Source organism: Mycobacterium sp. TH-M103 (genome assembly GCF_057473785.1).
Window position 1 is genome coordinate 1 of sequence record NZ_JBYCLG010000356.1, and the last position, 19,522, is coordinate 19,522.

Sequence of the window (19,522 nt, forward strand, 5' to 3'; positions counted from 1 at the left end):
TGGCACCGCCAGCAAAGGCACACTCAACCCATACAGGATCCCGACGATGTTGTCTGATCAAACGCGAATGTCTATCGCAAAGTCAGAAACACCTCAAAATCTGAGACAGGGGAAACGTGGAACGGAATGAGCTGACGGCCGCCCTGGGTGTATGGCGGGAGAGCCTGGTCAACCTGTCAGGTGTCAACCGGCTCATCAAGTTCAAAGCCTCGAAATCTGGTGCAGTTGCCATAGATTCGCCCGAGCCTGATGTCATTTTGTCGGGGATTCTGTCCGGCGCCAAGTGGCTGTTCATGGGTACCGAGGACCACGAGCGGGACGAAGGCGCGGATGGATCCTCGTCTCGAGTGGCACAACTCGGAATGCTCGCAGCGAATGGCCGAGCCGGCGTGCTGCACACGCCTCGCCCGGAAAAAGAGCTCGGCACCGTGCTGCGCGGCTTGATGCGCCGTGCCAACGCGGAGTTGCTCGACCGGGGCCTGTCGGTGCTCTACCTCGCCTTCGGAATGTTGCATTGGCAAGATGTCGATGAGACCGCCATGGCCAGCCCGTTGTTGCTGGTCCCCGTGACGCTGATTTCTCGGGGCCCGAAAACCACGCCTGAGCTGGCGCCGGGCCAGGACGACGTGGTCGTGAATCCCAGCCTGAGCCTCCGCATGCGTGAGTTCGGCATCGAACTCCCGAAAATAGACGACGTCGCCGAATTGTCCGTCACGGACCTGTTGGCGCAGATTCGGAACGCGGTTTCGGCCGAACAAGGCTGGACGGTCGAGCCCACCGTCGTCTTGTCGACATTCTCCTTCCACAAGGAGGCGATGTTCCGCGATCTCCTGGAGAACGAAGCCACGGTGCTGGACCACCCGGTGGTGCGGGCGCTGGCTACGAAAGACCCCAGCAGTCAGAGTGGCGAATTCATCTTCGAGCCGATCGAACCTGCCGACATCGATCATGTCGCCCCGCCCGAAGACACCCCGCTGGTGTTGGACGCAGATTCCTCGCAGCGCGCCGCGATCGCCGCAGCCATCGCGGGCCGCAGCTTCGTCATGGATGGCCCCCCGGGAACTGGGAAGTCGCAAACGATCGCGAACATGATCGGCGCCCTGCTGCATTCGGGGCGCACGGTCTTGTTCGTTTCGGAGAAGGTGGCCGCTCTCGACGTCGTCCGCAATCGTCTGGCCGACGCCGGGCTCGAGAACTACCTGCTGGAGTTGCACAGCCATAAGGCGAGCCGCAAAGAAGTCGCGACCGCGCTCGCACACGCCCTGGACAACATCACCGTGGCGCCGCCCGGTATGGAGGCTCTGACCCGGTCGTCCCTCCTCGACCGTCGGATCCGGCTCAACGACTACGCAGCGGCGATGAACGAGCTGCGCGAACCGCTGCATCTCTCGTTGCACTACGTGTTCGGCGTGCTCGCCGAACTGAATTCGCTCCCCTCGGCGCCGATGCCGGAAACGCCGCCGGCGGACCTCACCCAGGCCCAATATCGAGCGGTACAGGAAATCGCAACCCAGTTGGAGCGCTCCTGGCGCCCCGCCGCGCAGGGGAAGTCCTACCTGTGGCGCAATGTGATCGACGACAGCTCGCTGGAAATCCCGCTCTACCGGGCCGAATCGGCATTGGAGGAACTTGCCGGCACCGTCGCGAGCAACAGCGAGGTGGCTGCCGCTTTCGCTTTGACCAAACCCAGCGACGCGACGTCGATTGTGTCGCTGGTGAACCAGCAACACGAGAACCGGCCCACCGATGCGCCTGACTCCTGGCTCATGGCAGATGACTGGGGCGCCGTTCTGGACGCCAGAGACCGCTTGGCCCTAGCCGTCAACGACATCCGCCGCACCGAGTCCGCCGTCTCGGAACGCACCGGTGTGGACTGGAGTGCACTGCCCGATCCCATGTCACTTCCCGCGCCGGCGCCGTTACCGCCAGGCCCGGAACAACTCACGTTGGGGCACGCGAGCGCCGCAGAATGCTCCGAAACGGCGGTGCGTTTCGAAGAAGTCGCCACCCGGCTCGCGCACCGACTGGACTCGCTAGCGGCAATGGCTCGACAGCTTGGGCTTGCCGATGTGGTCACCTTCGACGACGCCGACAGGATCCTGGCGCTCGCGGAACTCGTCCATGCACGCCACCGGCCGTTGCGCGAGTGGACTACATCGAACTCATTGGCCGGCGCTCGCGCCGCCGTCGACGCCCTGGAATCCAGTCTGCGCGAGCTTGCCGACGCCGAAACGTCGGCGACGCCGATATTTACCGGCGACGCGCTGCACGCCCCGGTCGCCGAGCTTTCCGACCGCTTTGAACACCGGCATCACGGCCTCAAAAAACTGTCCGGTGACTACCGGGCCGACAAGAAAGCGTTGGCCGCTCTTCTCGTGGCCGGCACGAAATTCAAACAAGGCCTTCACCAGCTGCCCGCCGCGGTTCGCTGGGCGGATGCCGCCCGCCGCTATGAAGCGGCCGTTGCGCAATATGCGGGGCTGTTGGGCCCCTACTGGCAGGGACGGGAAACCGACTTCGCATCGATCGCCGATGCGTTGGCAGCCGCAAATCGGATTCTCGAGTTGCTTCGTGGACAAGCAGTTCCACCCAGTCTCGCCGAATACGTCTGCACCAGCGAGCCGAACGCGGCGCACCGCAATCTGATCCAGGAGATCCGTCACGATCTCGCGGGTTGGAAATCCTCACTGGCCCCGGCGCCGGCGCTGCAAGGGCGGCCCGAACTGGTGCTCGAACCGATCGGCCGGTCCATCGTCTGGCTGCGTGCCCAACTCGAGCCCCTGCGTCAGACGGCGGCACGCATATCGGCGATCGACCACGTGACCGGGCGAGCGCATAGTCTGCTCGAGGCCGAGGAAATTCTCGCCCTGCGTGGTGCAGCGGCCGAGGCGCACGCGAACTTGCGTTCCGAGACGGCTACGTACGCCGCCACATTCGGCGCTTGCTTCGACGGAGCACTCTCCGATCTGGACCGCCTGAACGACGGCCTGAAGTGGGCCCAGGAAACCCGCGAGATCGCCGGGCGAGCACTGACCGACGCCCAAGTCGCGGCGCTGACCGCGTCGCGCCCCGTGCATCGCCTGGCCGCCGCGGCCGGGAAATGGGCAACCGCTGCCGATCGGATCATCGACGCCTTCCATTCCGACCGGCATGCGGAGCTCAGAACCGAACTTGACGATTACTCCAACGCCGCGAGCCTGATCGGTGATCTGAAGGACGACAGCACCGGGCAAGAGGAGTGGTTTGCGTACACAAGAGCCCGCGCCGATCTCGCCAAGCACGGCCTCGATACCGCCATCGACTTCTGCATCGAACAGCGCGTGGGAGCCCAACAAGTACCCCCCGTCATCGAGAAGGCGCTGCTGCGTTCATGGGCTGACTACACAATCCAGAACGACACGCGCATCCGGCCCCTACAGGAACGCGATCGGAGCGCGCTCGTTGAGGAGTACCGCGAACTCGACAGACAACTCATTCTGGCTGCGACGAGCGACATCATCCGCGCAGTGAACATGCGCAGACCCTCGGTCGCCGAGATCGGCGAACCCGGCGTGATACGCCGCGAGGGAATGAAGAAATCACGACACCTGCCGGTGCGCGAACTCATCTCCCGGTCCCGCAACACCGCGTTGGCCATCAAGCCGTGTTTCATGATGTCGCCGCTTGCCGTGAGCCAGTACCTGCCGGCAGACATGGGTTTCGACGTCGTCATCTTCGACGAAGCGTCACAAGTCACCCCGGGGGATGCCATCAACTGCATCTACCGCGGCAAATCGCTGATCCTTGCCGGAGACGACAAACAGTTGCCCCCGACCTCTTTCTTCGAACGCGTCGAGGCAGAAAGCGATTTCGATGAAAGCGACACCGACGCCGCCGATTTCCAGTCCGTCCTCGAGCTGGCGAAAGGTTGTGGAGCTTTCAACGACCTCCGGTTGAACTGGCACTACCGCAGCCGGCACGAAGACCTGATCGCGTTCTCGAACTACAAGTTCTACGACGGCAAGCTCATAACCTATCCCAGCTCGCACTCGGAAGGCCCGGATGTGGGCGTGCAGTTCTTCCACACCAATGGCGTGTACCGCCGTGGGGGCGGTGCGGACAATCCGCTCGAGGCCACCCGGGTCGCCGAACGGGTCATCGAGCACTTCACGACGCGACCACATCTCACTCTTGGCGTGGTGACGTTCTCCGTCGCCCAGGCAGACGCGATCATGGATGCCATCGACAAAGCGCGGGAGAGCCGCCGCGACCTGGACAGGTTCTTCGATGGCGACGACCGGCTTAACGCTTTTTTTGTAAAGTCGCTGGAATCGGTGCAAGGCGACGAGCGCGACGTCATCATCTTTTCAATCGGCTACGGGCCCGACGAGGCCGGCAAGATCACCACCAACTTCGGGGTGCTGAACAAACCCAAAGGATGGCGCCGGCTCAATGTCGCGGCGACGCGCGCCCGTCAGCGCGTTGAGGTGGTTGCGTCTGTGCGTGCCGGCGACATCCCGCCGTCGACAAACGAAAACGTCGAATATCTCCGCGCCTATCTGGATTACGCCGAGCGCGGCCAAGCTGCCCTGGCCATCGACTTGGGCGGCAGCGGGCTCGGCCCAGAAAGCCCCTTCGAAGAATCCGTCACCAAGGCAATCCGTGCATGGGGTTACACCGTCGAACCGCAAGTGGGAGCGGCTGGATTCCGCATCGACATCGGAATACGGCATCCCGCCCATCCCGGCCAGTTTGCTCTCGGTGTCGAATGCGATGGTTACCAGTATCATTCCGCCCCCGCTGCCCGTGACCGCGACAGGCTACGGGAACAGATTCTTCGCGGACTCGGCTGGCGGCTGCACCGGATTTGGGGAACCGCATGGTATCGAAACCGGCAGATTGAAGAGGACCGGCTGCGTGCCGCAATCGAAGCTGCAATCAACGCACCCGCGGACGACCGGATCAACGCTGACGACGGCAAGCTGCCGCGTCGAATCGTCGAGACAACCCAAGTGGAGACCTACGAAACGCCATCGTGGACGACGGAATACAGGGTGGCGGATGTCCAGCCGCTGCCTCGGTGGATCGACCCTTCCGAGGCCGGCGGCCACCATCACATGACCGACGCCGTGGTCGCCATCGCCGACATCGAAGGCCCGGTCCACATGTCCCTCGTCCATCAGCGTTTGAGGGAGGCGTGGGGCATAGGGCGCATCGGCTCCAAGATCAGCGAGAACATCGATCGAGCTATCGGGCTCAGTCACGATAACGTCGATCGTGACGGCGACTTCATCGACCGCAAGGGCCGCCCAGTCGACCGTGTCCGGACACCGAATGGCGTGACCAGAAAAGTCGAACACGTCGCGCATAGCGAAATTCGCCTTTGCGCCACGCTGCTTCTCCGGGACACGGGAACGACAGAGAGAACCGAGCTCATCACAGCGGTTGCCCGTATCTTCGGTTGGACTCGTACCGGCGCAGACATCAAGAGCCATATCGACGGGGTGATCGAGCAGCTCGCGGCCGGCAATGAGATCGCCGAGGAAGAAGGATATTTGAGCCTTTCCGGTGGCCCCTGTTAGTCAAGCCACCGGCGCGTTCGTCGTCATCGTGATGGCCGGCAGCTAGGGCGGACCGGGACTTGCTCACTTGCCGGTCTCTCCGACCGCGGCGGCGGGGCCGGCACGCGGTGACTGGCCGGCAAGCACGAGCATGGATAAACTTCGGCCCATGCAGCAGCCACTGCGGGTGGATAGTGCTGGTGTGCAGGTGATGGCCGGCAGATGGGGCGCCACAGCGGGCGACCTCGAGGAAACGACTGCCCCGGTGGGGTTGGGTTTGTCGTCTCAGGCCAGCGCGGCCGCAGTGAACGCCGCCCACGCCGATGTCGCAGCGTTCACGGCGGGACTGGCCGCACGGATTTGTGTCCGTGCCGTCCACGTCGCCGAGGCCGATTCCCGCTATGTCGCCAATGAAGCTGACTCGGCCCACGAGCTGGCGGCCTTGGCCTCCCCGGAGGCCTGTGTCTAGCGATGCGAGCGCCCGCAGCGTCTGCCAGCCTCGCTCAACTGCTGGCCTGGCCCACCGAACACCTGACTGAAGCTGCCGACTACTGGCAGGCCGTCGGCGGACGCTGCTATGGGGTGGCCAATCAGGTCTGGCGGAAGCCTTTTCAATCGATTGGCAGGGTGAGGCCGCCGACAGGGTGCGGACCGCAACCCATTCCGACATGCAGACCACCAGTGCAGTGGCCGACCAGTTGCACGAGGCGGCCAAAGTCGCACGTAGCGGGGCCTCGGATTTGTATGGCGCGCGCTCACGGGTCCGCTATGCGGTGGAGGACGCCCGCGCGGAGGGTTTCGAGGTGGGGGATGATCTGTCGGTCACCGACCGCTCCCGCGGTGGGTCGGCCGTGCAGCGGTCTGCCCGGCACGCCCGGGCGCTGGTCCTGGCCGGCGATATCCGCGGGCGCGCGGCTCAGCTCGTCGACGTCGACCAACAAGTAGCTGGCAAGATCACCGCAGCGGTGGCCGGCATCCGCCACGCTTTCCCCCGAGATCCGGGCAAGACGGACAACGATGTCCATCCCGTCGACAACCACACCTTCAAAGAGCAGCCTCCGCCCCCCACGTACCCGATCAACGAGGTGATCGCCGAGGCCACGGACCTCGACGGCAACCATGTCGTTCTCCGGCGCGGCTACTACGACGAGAGCACACAACAGGGTTTCGGTTGGGACAAGGCGTACTGGCGGCACCACGTGGTCAACCCCAACGTTTTCCGGGATCTGATCTCACACAGTCGGCCCATAAGCAGCCAGGGCGGAACCCTTGTTTACGAGGTCCCGATCAATCGTGTGCACTGTACGCAAGGTCCGCTTGGGATCGCCGATTGCGAGGATACGGGCGAGAGCCTGACCATGAGGATCGTGGCGAACGTCAACGAAGGACGTCCGGGTATTCCCGATGGCGGACAGAAAGGGGTCATCTCGATGTATCCGCTCGCGGGGGGTAGTGGAGTGGTTGAAGTGGAACCGGGTTGGACGCTGACACCGCCATGGGTGAACAAAAATGTGCCCATCAACTGACGCTACCGACGCGCAACGCGAGTTTGCAGCCGAGGTGTTGCAAACCCTGTTGCGGCACATCGAAGTTGAGAACAACCGCGGTCACGGCCCCTACCTTGTCACGCACGCCTGGACCGAGGGCGCGACGATGTACTGTGTCTACACCGCCCCACCTTCGGATAGAACCTGGGGATTGGTCCGCGACACCAGAGAGTCGATCGTCGACCCGGGTCCCTGGCCGGATCTTTCCGAGGCGGTCCTCTACTACTACCTCTGCGATTTCGAGGAGAATCAGCCGTCCTCGTCGTCCCGTCGGCCAGGCGAGCCCGAGACCATCTGGTGGTTCGGCTCTCCGCGCGAACGCGTGCCGCAACGGCCGTCGGATATTCCCGAGGCGTACCGGTATACGTCGCCGACGGCAACGTCCGCGACGGAGCTCGAATCAGAACAGGGTCGGCCCGTGATCAACGAGCCTCGGCTGTACGGGAATCCGTCATAAGCGGCGCGACAGTTCCGATCGTCGTCCCCCGTGGGGCGAACGCCGGCAAGCTCGTCGTCAAGACATTTTGCCAGCGAGACCGCTCCCCGGTTTGTCGCTGAAAGTCGCTCTGAGGCGGGCATTTTGCGTAGTGGTTCTGTAGCGGTGGCCGCTGTGACAGATGTGGCACCGTGGTGCCGGTGCGCCCGTGTGGTCGGCCCGGTGAGGTAGAACTGCACCACCGCATTATCGCCAGCGAAAGGGGCCGCGTGGGCAAACTCGTCCGGGACAAGATTCCCGACATCATTCGAGCCTCCGGACGCACGCCCCGGGTCACGACGTTGGCCGCCGGTACGTACCGGGCCGCCCTGCACGAGAAGCTGCGCGAAGAGGTCGACGAACTGATCGCGGCGACGACAACCGAGTCCCTCATCGAAGAGGCCGCCGACGTGCTGGAAGTCCTTCAGGCCATCGCCGTCGAGCACGGCGTCACGCTCGCGGACATTGTCGACGCCGGACACCACAAGCGCACTGAGGCCGGCGGGTTCGGGAAACGGCTGTACCTGGACGGCGTCGACCCCTACCCCGCCGGTTAGTTTGTCCCACATCAGTTGTAGGCCGTGCTCCCTTCGACGGCATGTGCCGTGCTGATGAGCTTGGCGATGCAGTGGTCCCGGTCCAGTGCTTGGGCCCTGCACCAGGCCAGCGGACCGGCCGGATCGGGAAATGCCATGCCGAGCACGGTGACCCAGAAGTCGGGCGCCGAAAAGGTCGACCAGTCACCCGACCACAGCAGCCGTACGTCGGGATAGCGCTGCCTGAGGTCCAGATGCTCCTGCAGCGTCATGGTGTTGTCCCACACCACACCCTGGTCGACGACGCCGGGACGTTTGGAGCTCAGTTGCGGCACCCAATGGTCGGCGAGGTTGGCGGCCACGAATGGGCGGTCCTCGTCGGCGATTTCGCGCAGCTGCTGCTCGGCGTCCGGCGCGGCGGAGGTGGTGACCGTTTGCGGATAGAACGGCTGCGTGGTCGAGGAGGGCTCAGACTGGGGGATGGACACGCTCGGCGGGGTGTAGGCCAGTGTCGGCGACGGTGTCTGCGGTTCCGAATTGCGGGTGGCGAGCATTCCGACCGTCAGCACCACAACGCCGACGAGCAAGAGCGCGGCCGTGGCGATCAAGGCTGGCAACAAGTACTTCCCACGGTCTCGTGTCGTCGGGGGCGGTGGGGGAGAAGGGTAATGGGCGTTGAAGGGGGGATAGCTGCTCGGCGCCGAAACGGGTTGGGGCGCAAGCACCGTGGGTGCACCGGCCGCTGCCGCCTCCGGTGATAGGGCCCGCTTGGCGGCGCGGCCCAGCGCTCCGGCACTGCCGTAACGGTCGTCGGGGTGCTTGGCCATGCCGCGGGCGACGACGTCGTCGAACGACGCCGGCACCGAGGCATTGACCGCGCTGGGCCGCGGCGGTGGGGACGACAGGTGGGCCGCGATGATTTGGTCGCTGTGGCCGGCGAACGGCTTGCCGCCCGTCAACGCCTCATAGAGCACGCACGCCAGCGCATAGACATCGACGGCCGGTGTCGCCTCGGAGTCCCCAAATCTTTCCGGCGCCATATAGTCGAAGCTGCCCACTTGATAGCCCGCCATCGTCAGGCGGGTGTCGCCCCTGGTCTCGGCGATGCCGAAGTCCACCAGGTAGGCGAAGTCGTCGGGGGTGACGATGATGTTCTGTGGTTTCACGTCGCGATGGATCAGTCCTTCGGCGTGTGCGGCATCCAGCGCGGCGGCGATCTGGCCGACGATGTCGGTGGCTCGCTGCGGGTCCAGGGCGCCTCTCTTGAGCATGTCGTGCAGGGTCTGGCCTCGGACCAGCCGCATGTCGATGTAGAGGACGTTGTCGATTTCACCCCAGTCGTGGATCGGGATGACATGCGGCTCTTGAAGGATGGCCGCGGCGCGCGATTCGCGCAGGAAGCGGGCGCGAAAATTTTCGTCGTCGGCGTACTGCTCGTTGAGCAGCTTCAACGCGACCGTTCTGCCCTTGTCGGTGTCGTAGGCCTCATACACCTTGCCCATGCCGCCAGTACCGAGCAGTCGGACCACCTTGTACTTGCCGAACATTTCGCCGACGAGCGACTTCACCGCATCCCCTGCTTCCTTTCGCCACGGTCAGTATCCGACGAGACGGCGGGCAGCGCAGGCGTTTGCCGAGGAAGTCCTATCGGAGAAGGCGGTACTCGCCGGCTACTCCTTCCCGCAACAGCCGACGTCGGCGAGCCGGTCCAACTGCTCCAGAAATTGGTGGGCTCCGCGGTAGGCGGCGGCCGTGGACGGCTTTTGGCAGGGCATCTTGTGCAGCACCGACGCCGCCGTCCCGAGCCGCACCAGAACATCGCCGACGTCGGCTTCCGGGATGTCCACCACGGCGCCGCGGTAGTTGCTCAAGATGCACTGGATCGCCTTCGGCAACCGCTTGGCATCCGGGGTGATGCCGTCGGCCAACAGGTAGGGCAGCTTCCAGGTGTGCGTGTCGTTGGCGGCGCCGACATAGGCGAAGCACTGCATGGGGACCTTGTATTTCGGGTGCACGTCACCGGCGGCGCCGAGATCCACACCAGAACCCACGTCGCCGTCGCGCATCGACAGCGCCCCAAGCCCAACCGGCCGATCCGGGCGCAAACGGTAGATGCCGTGAACCGACAGCCACCACAGGTCCTCGGGGGCTTCGTCGGCTTCAAGCTGCAGCCACACCCGAGGGCGCAGCCCGCCGCCGACGATGTCGGCCGCGTACAGCATGATCGAGTCGCTGACCGCCACGGCCTTGACGCGCTGGTCGTCGGCGTAGCGACGGGCCTGGGTCAATGCGGCGTCGATCGCCACCTGACGCCCGGTCAGCCAGCCGGGCCGTTTGACCTCCAGGACGAGGTACTTCAGCCCCAGCCGCGTCAACACGATGTCGGCCCGTTCCACCTGCGGCCGGACGTTTTCGATCGGCCAGTCCAGGACGGTGGTAAAAAGGTTCTCCAGGATGTTCTCGGCGACCTTCTCCACGGGCTGCCCGCCTCCGCCTTGTTGCAGACGTCTCCGGCGCTCGGCGGCAAACGCCGGCCACGCCGTCTGTATACGTTCGGCGCACTTGCGGTAGGCGGCCAGCTTGCTCATGGAATCACCACCCGCTGCGGCGTTTACAGTTTCCTCCACGTCTGACTCCGGCATGCGTCGAGGGTATGCAGACCGCGGCCGCCAGTAAGGTGTTTTGGCAGAGTAATTGAAGCGCAACAGCCTGCGCCGACACTGGGCGCTACGGTGGACCTCATGACCCAACGAAACCGCCGCTTCCTGCTCCGCCAGCGCCCCACGGGACGCATCGACGCGGACACCTTCGAGCTCGACGAAGCCCCGGTGCCCCAGATCGGCGACGGCGAGGCGCTGGTGCGCGTCGACTGGATTTCGCTGGACCCGACCAACCGGGGGTGGATCAACGCCACCCCGACCTACCTGCCGCCGGTCGGCATCGGGGAGGTCATGCGCGGGCTGGGCCTCGGCGAGGTGATCGCCTCCAACAGCCCGGACTATCGGGTCGGCCAGACGGTGCAGGGCCTGGTCGGCTGGCAGCAGTACGCCGTCGCCTCGCCGGCGGCGCCGTTGATGCCGGTTGAGGTCGCCGAGGGCGTCTCGCCGAGCGCGTACCTCGGTGCGCTCGGCATGACGGGACTGACGGCGTGGGTCGGGATCCACGACATCGGCAAGCCGAAGCCGGGGGAGACGGTCGTGGTCTCGGCCGCGGCCGGCGCGGTCGGCTCGGTCGCCGGCCAGCTCGCCAAGGCCGCCGGTGCGCGCGTCGTCGGCATCGCCGGCGGCCCCGACAAGTGCAAGCTGGTTACCGAGCGGCTCGGCTTCGACGCGGCCGTCGACCACAAAGCCGACGACTGGTACGCCCAGCTCGCCAAAGCCACGCCCAACGGCATCGACGTCGACTTCGAAAACGTCGGCGGCGACATCATGGACGCCATCTTCGCGCGCATCAACATCGGTGCGCGGGTGGCGCTCTGCGGGCTGATCTCCGGCTACAACTCCGCCGACCCGCCGCCCGGGCCGCGCGCGTTCGGTAACCTGCTCATCCAGCGCGCGACGCTGCAGGGCTTCGTCGTCCTCGACCATTTCGGGCAAGCCCAAGAGGCGATCACCGAGATCACCGGCCTGATCACCCAGGGCAAGCTCACCCCGCTCGAGACCGTCATCGAGGGTTTCGAGCAGTTGCCGACGGCGATCAACATGCTCTTCGACGGCAAGAACGTCGGCAAGCTCGTCGTCAAGGTTTAGCGCTCGAACCCAATTCGCGTGCCACCGCATCGAACGCCCGCAGCGTGTCCAACTGCAGCTGCGGGTCCCCGGAGTTGGGCTGGGTGGACAGCTTGGCAGCCACCACCTCCGCGGCGCGGTTGACGTAGATCATCTGCCCGCACATGCCCAGGCATAACGCAATGTTGTTGCCCAGATAGGGAATCCACACCTGGTTGCGGTACATCCCGCCGGGCATGTCGGTGCCCTGCGGGCAGGCGGCGAACGCCGCACGCGAATCCGGCCCCCCGGCAAGGGTGTCGGCGATCCACGCCTCCGGCACCACGTGCTCGCCTGTGAGCGAGACTCCGTCGCGCAGAAACAGCGACCCGAACCGGATCATGTCGGTCAGGCAGGCGCTGATGCCGCCGTCGAAAACCCCGGTACCGGCCGCGTCGACGCCGATGGTGGCATCGCCTGACGCGCCGATGCGGCTCCACAGCAGCTCCGACATCAGCTCGGGCATCTCCCGACCGGCGGCGGCCTCGCAGATCCAGCCCAGCACATCGGTTTCACACGAACGGTATTCGAACGCCCCGCCGTGCGGCCGCTTGCGCCGCAGCGTCAGCAGGTAGTCCCGCAACGTCAACGGCAGATCCGTCCTGGTCGGGCGCTGCCACCCGATCACCTGCTCGCGCACGTGGATCTCGGCGTCCGGGTCGTCGTAATCCTCCGAGAACAAGACCCCCGACCGCATGTCCAGCAGGTGGCGCACCGTCGCCCCGGCGTAGCCGCACTGCGCCAGGGCCCCAACGTAATCCGTGACCAAGGCGTCGACATCGAGCACCCCGGCCCCGCACAACGCGCCCACCACGGCCGCCACCAGTGACTTGCTCACCGAGAACAACAGGTGCCGGGTCCCCACACCCATGCCGTCGAGGTATTCCTCGGCCACCAGCACCCCGCGGTGCGCGACGGCCCACCCGTCGGTATGAGTGTCGGCCATCACCTCACCGACGGTGCCGGCCACCCCGTCGATTCGGGTCACCGCAATCTCGGCGACCGGCGCATAGGCCGGGGGCAACGAAGCCACCGGCCCGGTCCCGCGCTGGATCACCGCGGTCGCCATGAAGTCGTCGACGTGCTGGAAAGCCCAGTGCGCGTGGGGCGGTGACAGCCAGTTGTCCAGCGACAGGCCGGCCGGAACGCCGCTCACGCCCGCGCGACGAGCCGCGAGACGATCGGCGCGGCCGGCACCAACGGTGTCGAGACGAATTTCGCCCTCATGCCCTTGACCCAGCGTTGGCAGCGTTCGGTGAGCTGATAGTCGGCGGTTTGCAGGTGTCCGCGGGTGACGAGCACGCCGAGTTGGGCGCCCTCGGAGCGCAGGTCGCCGGGCGCCGCGACGCGCATGTAGAAGGCCTCGGACCCGTCGAGCAGCGTGGCCCAGTCGTTGGCGGTGCGCGCGAAGGAGACACGGCCGTCGTCGTCGATGCGCCACACCCCGGTGCGGGGTGTCGCGGTGAACAGCTCGATGTCCGGCGACGTTTCGTTGATGATCACCTGTCCCCAGACCTCGTCCTCGCCGTAGCCGCGCTCCCAGCGGGCGTTGATCTCCTCGATGTCGAGTTCGTACTCCACGTCCATGTACTCGAGCAGATGGAACAGGAACAGCGGGATGTCGGCGTAGGCCTCGGTGGTCAGGTTGGTCATCGGGCTGGCGCCGGACAGGCGCGGGTTCACCTCGCCGAGGTAGAGCACGTCGGCGTCCAGGTCGTGCAACAGGTCGACCTCGAAGTATCCGCGGTACCCCTCCCGGCGCATGATGTCGCCCAGCTTGCGAACCATCTCGCGTGCGTCGTGGGTCTGTGCGGGCGGCAGCACCTCGCGCCAGATGTCGTTGCCGCACCAGGCGCCCTTGTAGGGGGTGAGCTCCCGGTAGCCGACGAGGCTCGTCATCGCGGGGCCGATCACGGTGCCGTGGCGGGTCACCGCACCCTCGATGCACACCTCGACGTTGCGGATCCGCTTCATGACTTTGAGTTCCTGGGTGGCCATGTCGGCGGCGTGCTCGTCCCAGTCCTGCTGGCCGCGCACGAAAAACGTTCCGCTGCCGGCGTTGCCGTAAGGGATGGAGACGACGAGGTCGTCGCCGAGCCCGGCGTCGTGGGCGAGCGACAGCAGCTCCTCGTAGGATCCGGCCCGTCCGATGACGTGCGGCACGCTGGGTACGCCCGCCTCGTCGGCCAGGCGCGTCATGACGGTCTTGGAGCCCAGGCGATTGCGCAGCTCCGCGGACGGGTGCATCACCTCGAGGCCCGCCTGCCGGGCGAGCCCCTGGGTCTCCTCGTCCAGCATCACGAAGCAGGCCTTCCCCCCGGGCCCTCGGCCCGCGATGAACTCGAGTGTCTCGGGATCGGCCAGCAGGTGGTTGCACACGTCGCCCATGGAATCGAAATCGCGGCGGTCACGCCGCCGCGGCACGAACACGCGCGAATGCACGCCCTCGAACGAGTCGAAGTAGGTCAGGTAGAAGAAGTTCCGCACCCAGCGGTCGATGCCGAGCAGGTTGAACGGGGTCGGCGAGATGAAGTACAGGGGCACGGTGTTGGTGTGGAAGAACGCGCGCACGTCCGAGAGGCAGGTCAGCGGGCGGGCTGCGTCGGCGGGCATGCTCACGACGGCTGCGCTGTCGTCGGGGCAGTCGCGGCGGCATGCTCACGTGGTTGCATCCAACAAGTCTGCCCACGGGCGTGGGGAGTATCAAGTGCACCGGCGGGACGCCGCTGCCCGCGTCGGCGCCGCCGGCGCCAGGAGTAGCGTGCGACACACGCAGGGCCACGAATGACAAGGAGACCGATGAGTCACACCGACGTGCTCGACGCCACCATCGCTGCGGCTTCGCCGATCGAACAGGCGGTCGCGGTGTTCATGCTGCACCCCGAGACGTTCGCCGAAAGCATCGCCGCCGGCTACCAGAACCCGCTCACCGGATACGTCGCCGGCCGCGGCGGAGTGCTGGGCGAGGCCACCGGCGACACGGTCGCTTCGATCTTCGTCGCGTTCGAGCCCAGCTTCCTGCGCGGCCTGTGGGAGGAGGGCGTCGCAGTGCGCGGCGCGGCCGGCGCGGCCGAGGTGTACTGGGACCAGGCCGCCCGCTTCGCCCGCAAGCACCTGGCCGGCGCCGAGGGTCTGGACCGCATCGCGGCGCTGGGGGAGAGGATCATCGCGGCGGCACCGGACGCAGGCCTGCCGCTGTATGCCGGCTGGCGCACGATGCCGCTGGCCGACGACGCGCCCGCGCGGGCGCTGCAGGTCATGCACGTCCTGCGCGAGCTGCGGGGCAGCGTGCATTTCAACGCCCTCACCATTTCCGGCATCACGCCCGTGGAAGCGCACATGCTCAACAAGGGGCATCAGTACGCGGCGATGTTCGGCTGGCCCGAGCCGTTCGCCGACGGCGCGGACAAGAAGGACCGCTACGCCGAGGTCGAGCAGGCGACCAACCGCCGGATGGCCGAGATCTTCGCGGCCGCACTCACCCCCGACGAGGCCGACGAACTCGCCCGCCTCAGCGCGAGCGCCCTGGCGTCGCTGAAGGCCTCTGCCACGCCCTGAAACGACCGACGGGGCGTGTGCCTCGCCGATATGCAGATCCGCGATGCGCGGTCAGCGTGCACGGTATGCGTCCGCGTGGCTGCACACCCCGACGACGGCGACGTGCCGACGCTCGTCATCGATTCTGTAGATCACGCGGTAGGTGCCGCGGCGTGCGTTGAAGCGATCATGCAACGGCGGCCGGAGCCGCTTGCCCACGCGGTGAGGATTGTCGAGCAGTGGACCGATGATGAATTCATAAGCGGCGAACGACACCGATTCGGGAAGCTGATCGGCCAGTTGTTTTCTCGCGGTCGGAGCGATTATCAGCTCGTAGCGCGAACCGGTCACTTCCTGGCTCGGGGCGCTTGCATTGCCGCGGTGAGGGCATCCTGGCCCTCCCCTTCTCCCCGGGCCAGCTCGGCATCGGCCTCACCGAGGGCGCGAAGCGCCTTCGCGTCGGACAGCGCCGCAATGGTTTCCTCGAGCGACTCGAGATCGTCGACGGCAAGAAGGACCGCCGCGGGCCGTCCATGCACCGTCACTGTGATCCGTTCGTGCCGATCGCCGACGGTGGCGGCCAACTCCGACAGGTATGCCTTCACGTCGGCGACGTGAACGCATTTCGGGGAGAGCCATAAATATGACCAATTGCTTCTGCTGTGTCCAGCGGCTGTGGGCTGAAAAGTCAGGCTCGAAGGTGGGCAAGTCGCAACATAGTTCCCGGCGGTGACCGCTGTGATCGGTGAGGCGCCCACGCGCTAGCCCGACAGTCGGCCGCCCACCCGCGCAGGCGAGGCAACGATGAGCGAAATTGCCGAGACCCCGATCGAGCTCACGGGTCTGCACCCCGTCGGGCGCGGCGTGCAGCGCCCCGAACACGTCGTGGTCGCCCGCGACGGCCACTTCCTGATCGCCCACTGGGGCGCGGGCGCGCTGCAGGACCTCGACCCGTTGACAGGTGCGATCGCGACGTCGCTCAGCGGACAATTCGAGGGACGGCCACTGGCGTGGCTGAACTTCATCCTGGTGGATTCTGTTGGCGCGCTGTGGTGTTCGGTGAGCACGATGGCCGAGGATCTCACCGACACCATCGCGCGCGGCACGCCTGACGGGTACCTGTTCCGGGTGGCACCGGATCGCCGAGCGGCACACGTAATCGCCGACGCGGTTGCCTTCCCCAACTGCATGGCGTTGGACCGCGACGAGGCCTACCTGTACGTGGTCCGCATGCTGACCGCCGACGTGGTGCGCTTCCCGATCCGCGGCGAACGCTCGGGCCCCAAGAGCGATTCGGCCCGCCGCTGGGGGACCGGCGCCCCGACGAGTTCGGCCCCGACACCGGCGGCCTCCTGGCCAGCGATTTCGACGCGTCGGCAGCGCTGGCCGCGCTGCGCGCCGCGGAGCGATGAAGACGTACCTCGATACCCCGGCGCTAGTCAAGCTCGTTGTCGCCGAACGCGAGTCAGCAGCGCTCAAAGTCTACTTGCGCGCCGTCTCCGCCGACACGCTCTTCACCGCGGCTCTTGCCCGAACCGAGCTTGTCCGCGCCGTGGCCGGCGCGGGCGCCAGGGCGGTGACGCAGGCCCGCCGCATCCTGGATGGCCTCGACACCGTCAACATCACGCCGGGCCTGCTCGACGCCGCCGCCGACCTGCGCCCGAGCAGTCTGCGCAGCCTCGACGCCGTTCACCTCGCCGCCGCTCGGCGTGCCGGGATCGAACTGCGCGTCCTGCTCACCTACGACAACCGCATGGAGGCAGCGGCGGCCGACTTGGGGATGGCCGTCGAAGCGCCCGCGTAGCGACGCGCCGAAAACCCCTGGGGGCAGCAACACCACAGCCGCTTCAGGCGACCGTCACGCCTATCCGGATCGGTTCCCGGGATTCGGTGCCATCCGCGTCAGAACCCTGGCCCCGCAACGGCTCCGCCAGATGCGCGCGCAACCAGACGACCCCGCGGCCCACGACGGCTCAGCGTTTGGTTCTCGGTAACGCGGCCGCGCGCGCCGCCACCTCGTAGAGGACGGCGAAGTCGGACTTGCCGTGGCCGTGCCCGATCGCGGTCTGGATGAGCTGGTGCGTGGTCGCCGCCACCGGCATCGGCACCTCGAGTTGCCGGGCCGCCGCAAAGCCCAGGTCGAAGTCCTTGCACAGGTTTTCGGTGGTGGACGTGGGCACGTAGTTGCGGGCGCGGATCGCCTGGCCCATGTGCCGGATGAACGTCGAGCCCAGCACGGAGTCGTCGATGAAGTCCAGGAAGGCCGACGGCGCCACGCCGCCCTTCTCGGCCAGGGTCGTCACCTCGGCCAGCGCCTCGCTCACCATGCCCAGCAGCAGGTTGTGGCACAGCTTGGTCAGTCGCGCGGCTTCGCCTGTGCCGCAATAGTTCACATTGGGTGCGATGGCGCGCAGGTACGGCTGGACGGTTTCGAAGGTCGTCGCCGCGCCGGACACGATGATCGAGCCGCGCCCCTGGGCGACCATGTCGGCGTTGCCGCTCACCGGTGCCGACAGGAACGCGATGCCGCGCTTGGCGGCCTCGGCGCGGACCTCGGCGGCCGCCTCGGCGGACACGGTCGAACAGTCCACGACGATGCGCGGTGCGGGCTGTGCGCGGAACAGGCCACCGGGGCCTGCGGTCACCGAAAGCAGGTCCGAAGAGGACGTGACCGTGGTGAACACGATGTCGCAACGGCCAAGATCGCCGACGACGGCGGCGCGGGTGGCCCCCATCCCGATCAGCGGGCCGGCCTTGGGGGCCGTGCGGTTCCACACGGTCAGCATGGTCCCGTGGGCCAGCAGGCGGGTAGCCATCGCGCTGCCCAGCCGGCCCGTTCCGAGCCAGCCGATGTGATGATCCCCGGTCATAACGCTCCTTGAGTGACAACGGTTCCCCGCTGCGGGGGTACCTCGACGCCGAGCTCGTCGATTACGCCCACGCCGGCGAAGAAATGCGGCACCTCGGCGCGCTCCCCATCCCGATTCGCCTGATGGCGTGCGCAGGTTCCTTCGGCGATTTCGGCGAAGGTCAGCAATCGGACGTCGGCCATCGTCCCCCCCGGCGTAAGTGCGGCGTCTACATTACTGAACACTTGGGTGGTTTTGCTGTCAAATCCGATCGCTGCTGGTGTCCAGCGCCACAGTTGCCTGCGCTCGGCGCACAGTTGGAGACGAACTCGCGCAGCACCATTCGGCTGTCCACGGGCGTTCGCCGGGAGCGCCTCACGCCGGTGCGCGACCGGGTCGATTTCCTGGCATTCGACGCGGCAACGCCACCTCACCACCGCAACCCGTCAGCGTCTCGTCCGTCGTCGTCCACGACCCTCACGGGGCGGACTGAGCGCTGACGTTGCGGACGCCCCTGACATTGCGAAGACCCGAGCAGTTCACGCAGCCGACGCAGTCGACGCAGCGCACGCACCCCACGCAGGCCACGCAGCGGGTGCAGGCGATGCACGCCATACACGCCACGCATCCACGCGCGAGAACGCTCAACACCATCAACACGCTGCCGATCACCCCGACGCTGCCCGCGGTGGCGACCGACCCCGCCACGGCGAGGCTGTCCGACACGGCGATCGCGCCCGCGCCCGAGCCGTCGTCGAGCGTGACCGTCGAACCGCCCAGCACTGCCACGGACCCATCATGCCAACGCGGGCAGTCGATCGTCACCCGTGCGCGCGTTCGACGTCATCGGCCCGCCGACCGAGGCCCGCCGCGGCGCGAAAAACCCGTAACGTGGCACGACGTGACCGCCCGCAAGCCCCCGTCGACCCGGCTGTCGGTCGAGGACTGGCTCAAGGCCGGCGACACGCTGCTCGCCGAGCAGGGGGGTCGTGCGCTGAAAGTCGAGCGCCTGTGCCAACAGGCCGGTGTCACTCGCGGCAGCTTCTACTGGGACTTCGCGGACATCGACAGCTACCGGGCCGCCCAGCGTGAACACCTGCTCGACCTGATGCTGGCCGAGCCGACCTGAAGGTCCGGTCACACGCAGTAAGGCGCCGGTCGCCGAGGACGGCGACCGGCGCGGCCGATCGGGTTTTCAGTTGCAGCGGTGACTTCAGTCGCCGAAGCCGCCGCCGGTGGTGGCGCCGGCCACCGAGACCGGTGCCTGGGGG

General features: G+C 66.6%; 15 protein-coding genes and 4 pseudogenes. 11 read left to right on the forward strand and 8 right to left on the reverse strand.

All coding sequences use genetic code 11. The features are described from left to right. The first annotated feature begins 116 nt into the window (after nucleotides 1–116). The 5 genes and pseudogenes from AC2VOR_RS19775 to AC2VOR_RS19795 all read left to right on the forward strand — a co-directional run bounded on the left by AC2VOR_RS19775 (nucleotide 117) and on the right by AC2VOR_RS19795 (nucleotide 8,119). A complete protein-coding gene (locus AC2VOR_RS19775) occupies nucleotides 117–5,561 on the forward strand; it encodes a DUF3320 domain-containing protein (protein WP_486964358.1) in 5,445 nt (1,814 codons plus the stop codon). Between the two features lie 148 nt (nucleotides 5,562–5,709). Next, complete coding sequence (locus AC2VOR_RS19780; RefSeq protein WP_369738176.1) at nucleotides 5,710–6,009, forward strand: hypothetical protein; 300 nt, start codon at nucleotides 5,710–5,712, stop codon at nucleotides 6,007–6,009. Between the two features lie 2 nt (nucleotides 6,010–6,011). Continuing rightward, a pseudogene (locus AC2VOR_RS19785) lies at nucleotides 6,012–7,066 on the forward strand (hypothetical protein). A gap of 34 nt (nucleotides 7,067–7,100) precedes the next feature. Continuing rightward, nucleotides 7,101–7,544 (forward strand): hypothetical protein, encoded by a 444-nt coding sequence (locus AC2VOR_RS19790; protein ID WP_486964359.1) that lies wholly within the window; start codon nucleotides 7,101–7,103, stop codon nucleotides 7,542–7,544. 248 nt (nucleotides 7,545–7,792) lie between these two features. After that, complete coding sequence (locus AC2VOR_RS19795) at nucleotides 7,793–8,119, forward strand: nucleoside triphosphate pyrophosphohydrolase (RefSeq protein ID WP_369738178.1); 327 nt, start codon at nucleotides 7,793–7,795, stop codon at nucleotides 8,117–8,119. A gap of 11 nt (nucleotides 8,120–8,130) precedes the next feature. Here AC2VOR_RS19795 and AC2VOR_RS19800 read toward each other — a convergent pair whose 3' ends face one another. Beyond that, nucleotides 8,131–9,666: a serine/threonine-protein kinase gene (locus AC2VOR_RS19800; RefSeq protein ID WP_486964360.1), complete on the reverse strand. Its 1,536-nt coding sequence runs from the start codon at nucleotides 9,664–9,666 to the stop codon at nucleotides 8,131–8,133. Nucleotides 9,667–9,768: 102 nt separating this feature from the next. After that, nucleotides 9,769–10,686: a type I restriction endonuclease gene (locus AC2VOR_RS19805; protein ID WP_486964361.1), complete on the reverse strand. Its 918-nt coding sequence runs from the start codon at nucleotides 10,684–10,686 to the stop codon at nucleotides 9,769–9,771. Between the two features lie 153 nt (nucleotides 10,687–10,839). Here AC2VOR_RS19805 and AC2VOR_RS19810 point away from each other — a divergent pair, with 153 nt between their 5' ends. Then, the gene (locus AC2VOR_RS19810; protein WP_486964362.1) at nucleotides 10,840–11,847 is read left to right on the forward strand and encodes an NADP-dependent oxidoreductase; all 1,008 of its coding nucleotides are present in this window, start codon (nucleotides 10,840–10,842) and stop codon (nucleotides 11,845–11,847) included. Here AC2VOR_RS19810 and AC2VOR_RS19815 read toward each other — a convergent pair. Continuing rightward, a complete protein-coding gene (locus AC2VOR_RS19815; RefSeq protein WP_369741532.1) occupies nucleotides 11,837–12,994 on the reverse strand; it encodes a serine hydrolase domain-containing protein in 1,158 nt (385 codons plus the stop codon). The two genes, AC2VOR_RS19810 and AC2VOR_RS19815, sit on opposite strands and share 11 nt — an antisense overlap. A 23-nt stretch (nucleotides 12,995–13,017) precedes the next feature. Beyond that, nucleotides 13,018–14,478 (reverse strand): biotin carboxylase, encoded by a 1,461-nt coding sequence (locus tag AC2VOR_RS19820; protein ID WP_369738181.1) that lies wholly within the window; start codon nucleotides 14,476–14,478, stop codon nucleotides 13,018–13,020. Between the two features lie 186 nt (nucleotides 14,479–14,664). On the opposite strand from AC2VOR_RS19820, the gene AC2VOR_RS19825 reads away from it, so the two are divergent. After that, nucleotides 14,665–15,423, forward strand: a complete 759-nt coding sequence (locus tag AC2VOR_RS19825; protein ID WP_486964363.1) for an SCO6745 family protein — start codon at nucleotides 14,665–14,667, stop codon at nucleotides 15,421–15,423. Between the two features lie 51 nt (nucleotides 15,424–15,474). Here AC2VOR_RS19825 and AC2VOR_RS19830 read toward each other — a convergent pair whose 3' ends face one another. Next, on the reverse strand, nucleotides 15,475–15,753 hold the full coding sequence (locus AC2VOR_RS19830) for a type II toxin-antitoxin system RelE family toxin (RefSeq protein WP_486964364.1): 279 nt from the start codon (nucleotides 15,751–15,753) through the stop codon (nucleotides 15,475–15,477). Then, nucleotides 15,750–16,007: a type II toxin-antitoxin system Phd/YefM family antitoxin gene (locus tag AC2VOR_RS19835; RefSeq protein WP_486964365.1), complete on the reverse strand. Its 258-nt coding sequence runs from the start codon at nucleotides 16,005–16,007 to the stop codon at nucleotides 15,750–15,752. The genes AC2VOR_RS19830 and AC2VOR_RS19835 overlap by 4 nt, the downstream gene beginning before the upstream one ends. A gap of 199 nt (nucleotides 16,008–16,206) precedes the next feature. Here AC2VOR_RS19835 and AC2VOR_RS19840 point away from each other — a divergent pair. Beyond that, nucleotides 16,207–16,656 (forward strand): annotated as a pseudogene (locus AC2VOR_RS19840) (SMP-30/gluconolactonase/LRE family protein); the annotation flags it as partial. A 154-nt stretch (nucleotides 16,657–16,810) separates the two neighbouring features. Next, nucleotides 16,811–17,206, forward strand: a complete 396-nt coding sequence (locus AC2VOR_RS19845) for a type II toxin-antitoxin system VapC family toxin (protein ID WP_486964366.1) — start codon at nucleotides 16,811–16,813, stop codon at nucleotides 17,204–17,206. Nucleotides 17,207–17,375: 169 nt separating this feature from the next. Here the strand turns inward: AC2VOR_RS19845 and AC2VOR_RS19850 are convergent, their stop codons facing one another. Further along, a complete protein-coding gene (locus AC2VOR_RS19850; protein WP_486964367.1) occupies nucleotides 17,376–18,272 on the reverse strand; it encodes an NAD(P)-dependent oxidoreductase in 897 nt (298 codons plus the stop codon). Nucleotides 18,273–18,280: 8 nt separating this feature from the next. Between AC2VOR_RS19850 and AC2VOR_RS19855 the strand changes: the two genes are divergently transcribed. Further along, complete coding sequence (locus AC2VOR_RS19855; RefSeq protein ID WP_369738187.1) at nucleotides 18,281–18,751, forward strand: hypothetical protein; 471 nt, start codon at nucleotides 18,281–18,283, stop codon at nucleotides 18,749–18,751. Here AC2VOR_RS19855 and AC2VOR_RS19860 read toward each other — a convergent pair. Further along, a pseudogene (locus AC2VOR_RS19860) lies at nucleotides 18,729–19,046 on the reverse strand (hypothetical protein); the annotation flags it as partial. The gene AC2VOR_RS19855 and the pseudogene AC2VOR_RS19860 overlap by 23 nt on opposite strands. 106 nt (nucleotides 19,047–19,152) lie before the next feature. On the opposite strand from AC2VOR_RS19860, the pseudogene AC2VOR_RS19865 reads away from it, so the two are divergent. After that, a pseudogene (locus AC2VOR_RS19865) lies at nucleotides 19,153–19,335 on the forward strand (TetR/AcrR family transcriptional regulator); the annotation flags it as partial. Nucleotides 19,336–19,522 lie beyond the last annotated feature (187 nt).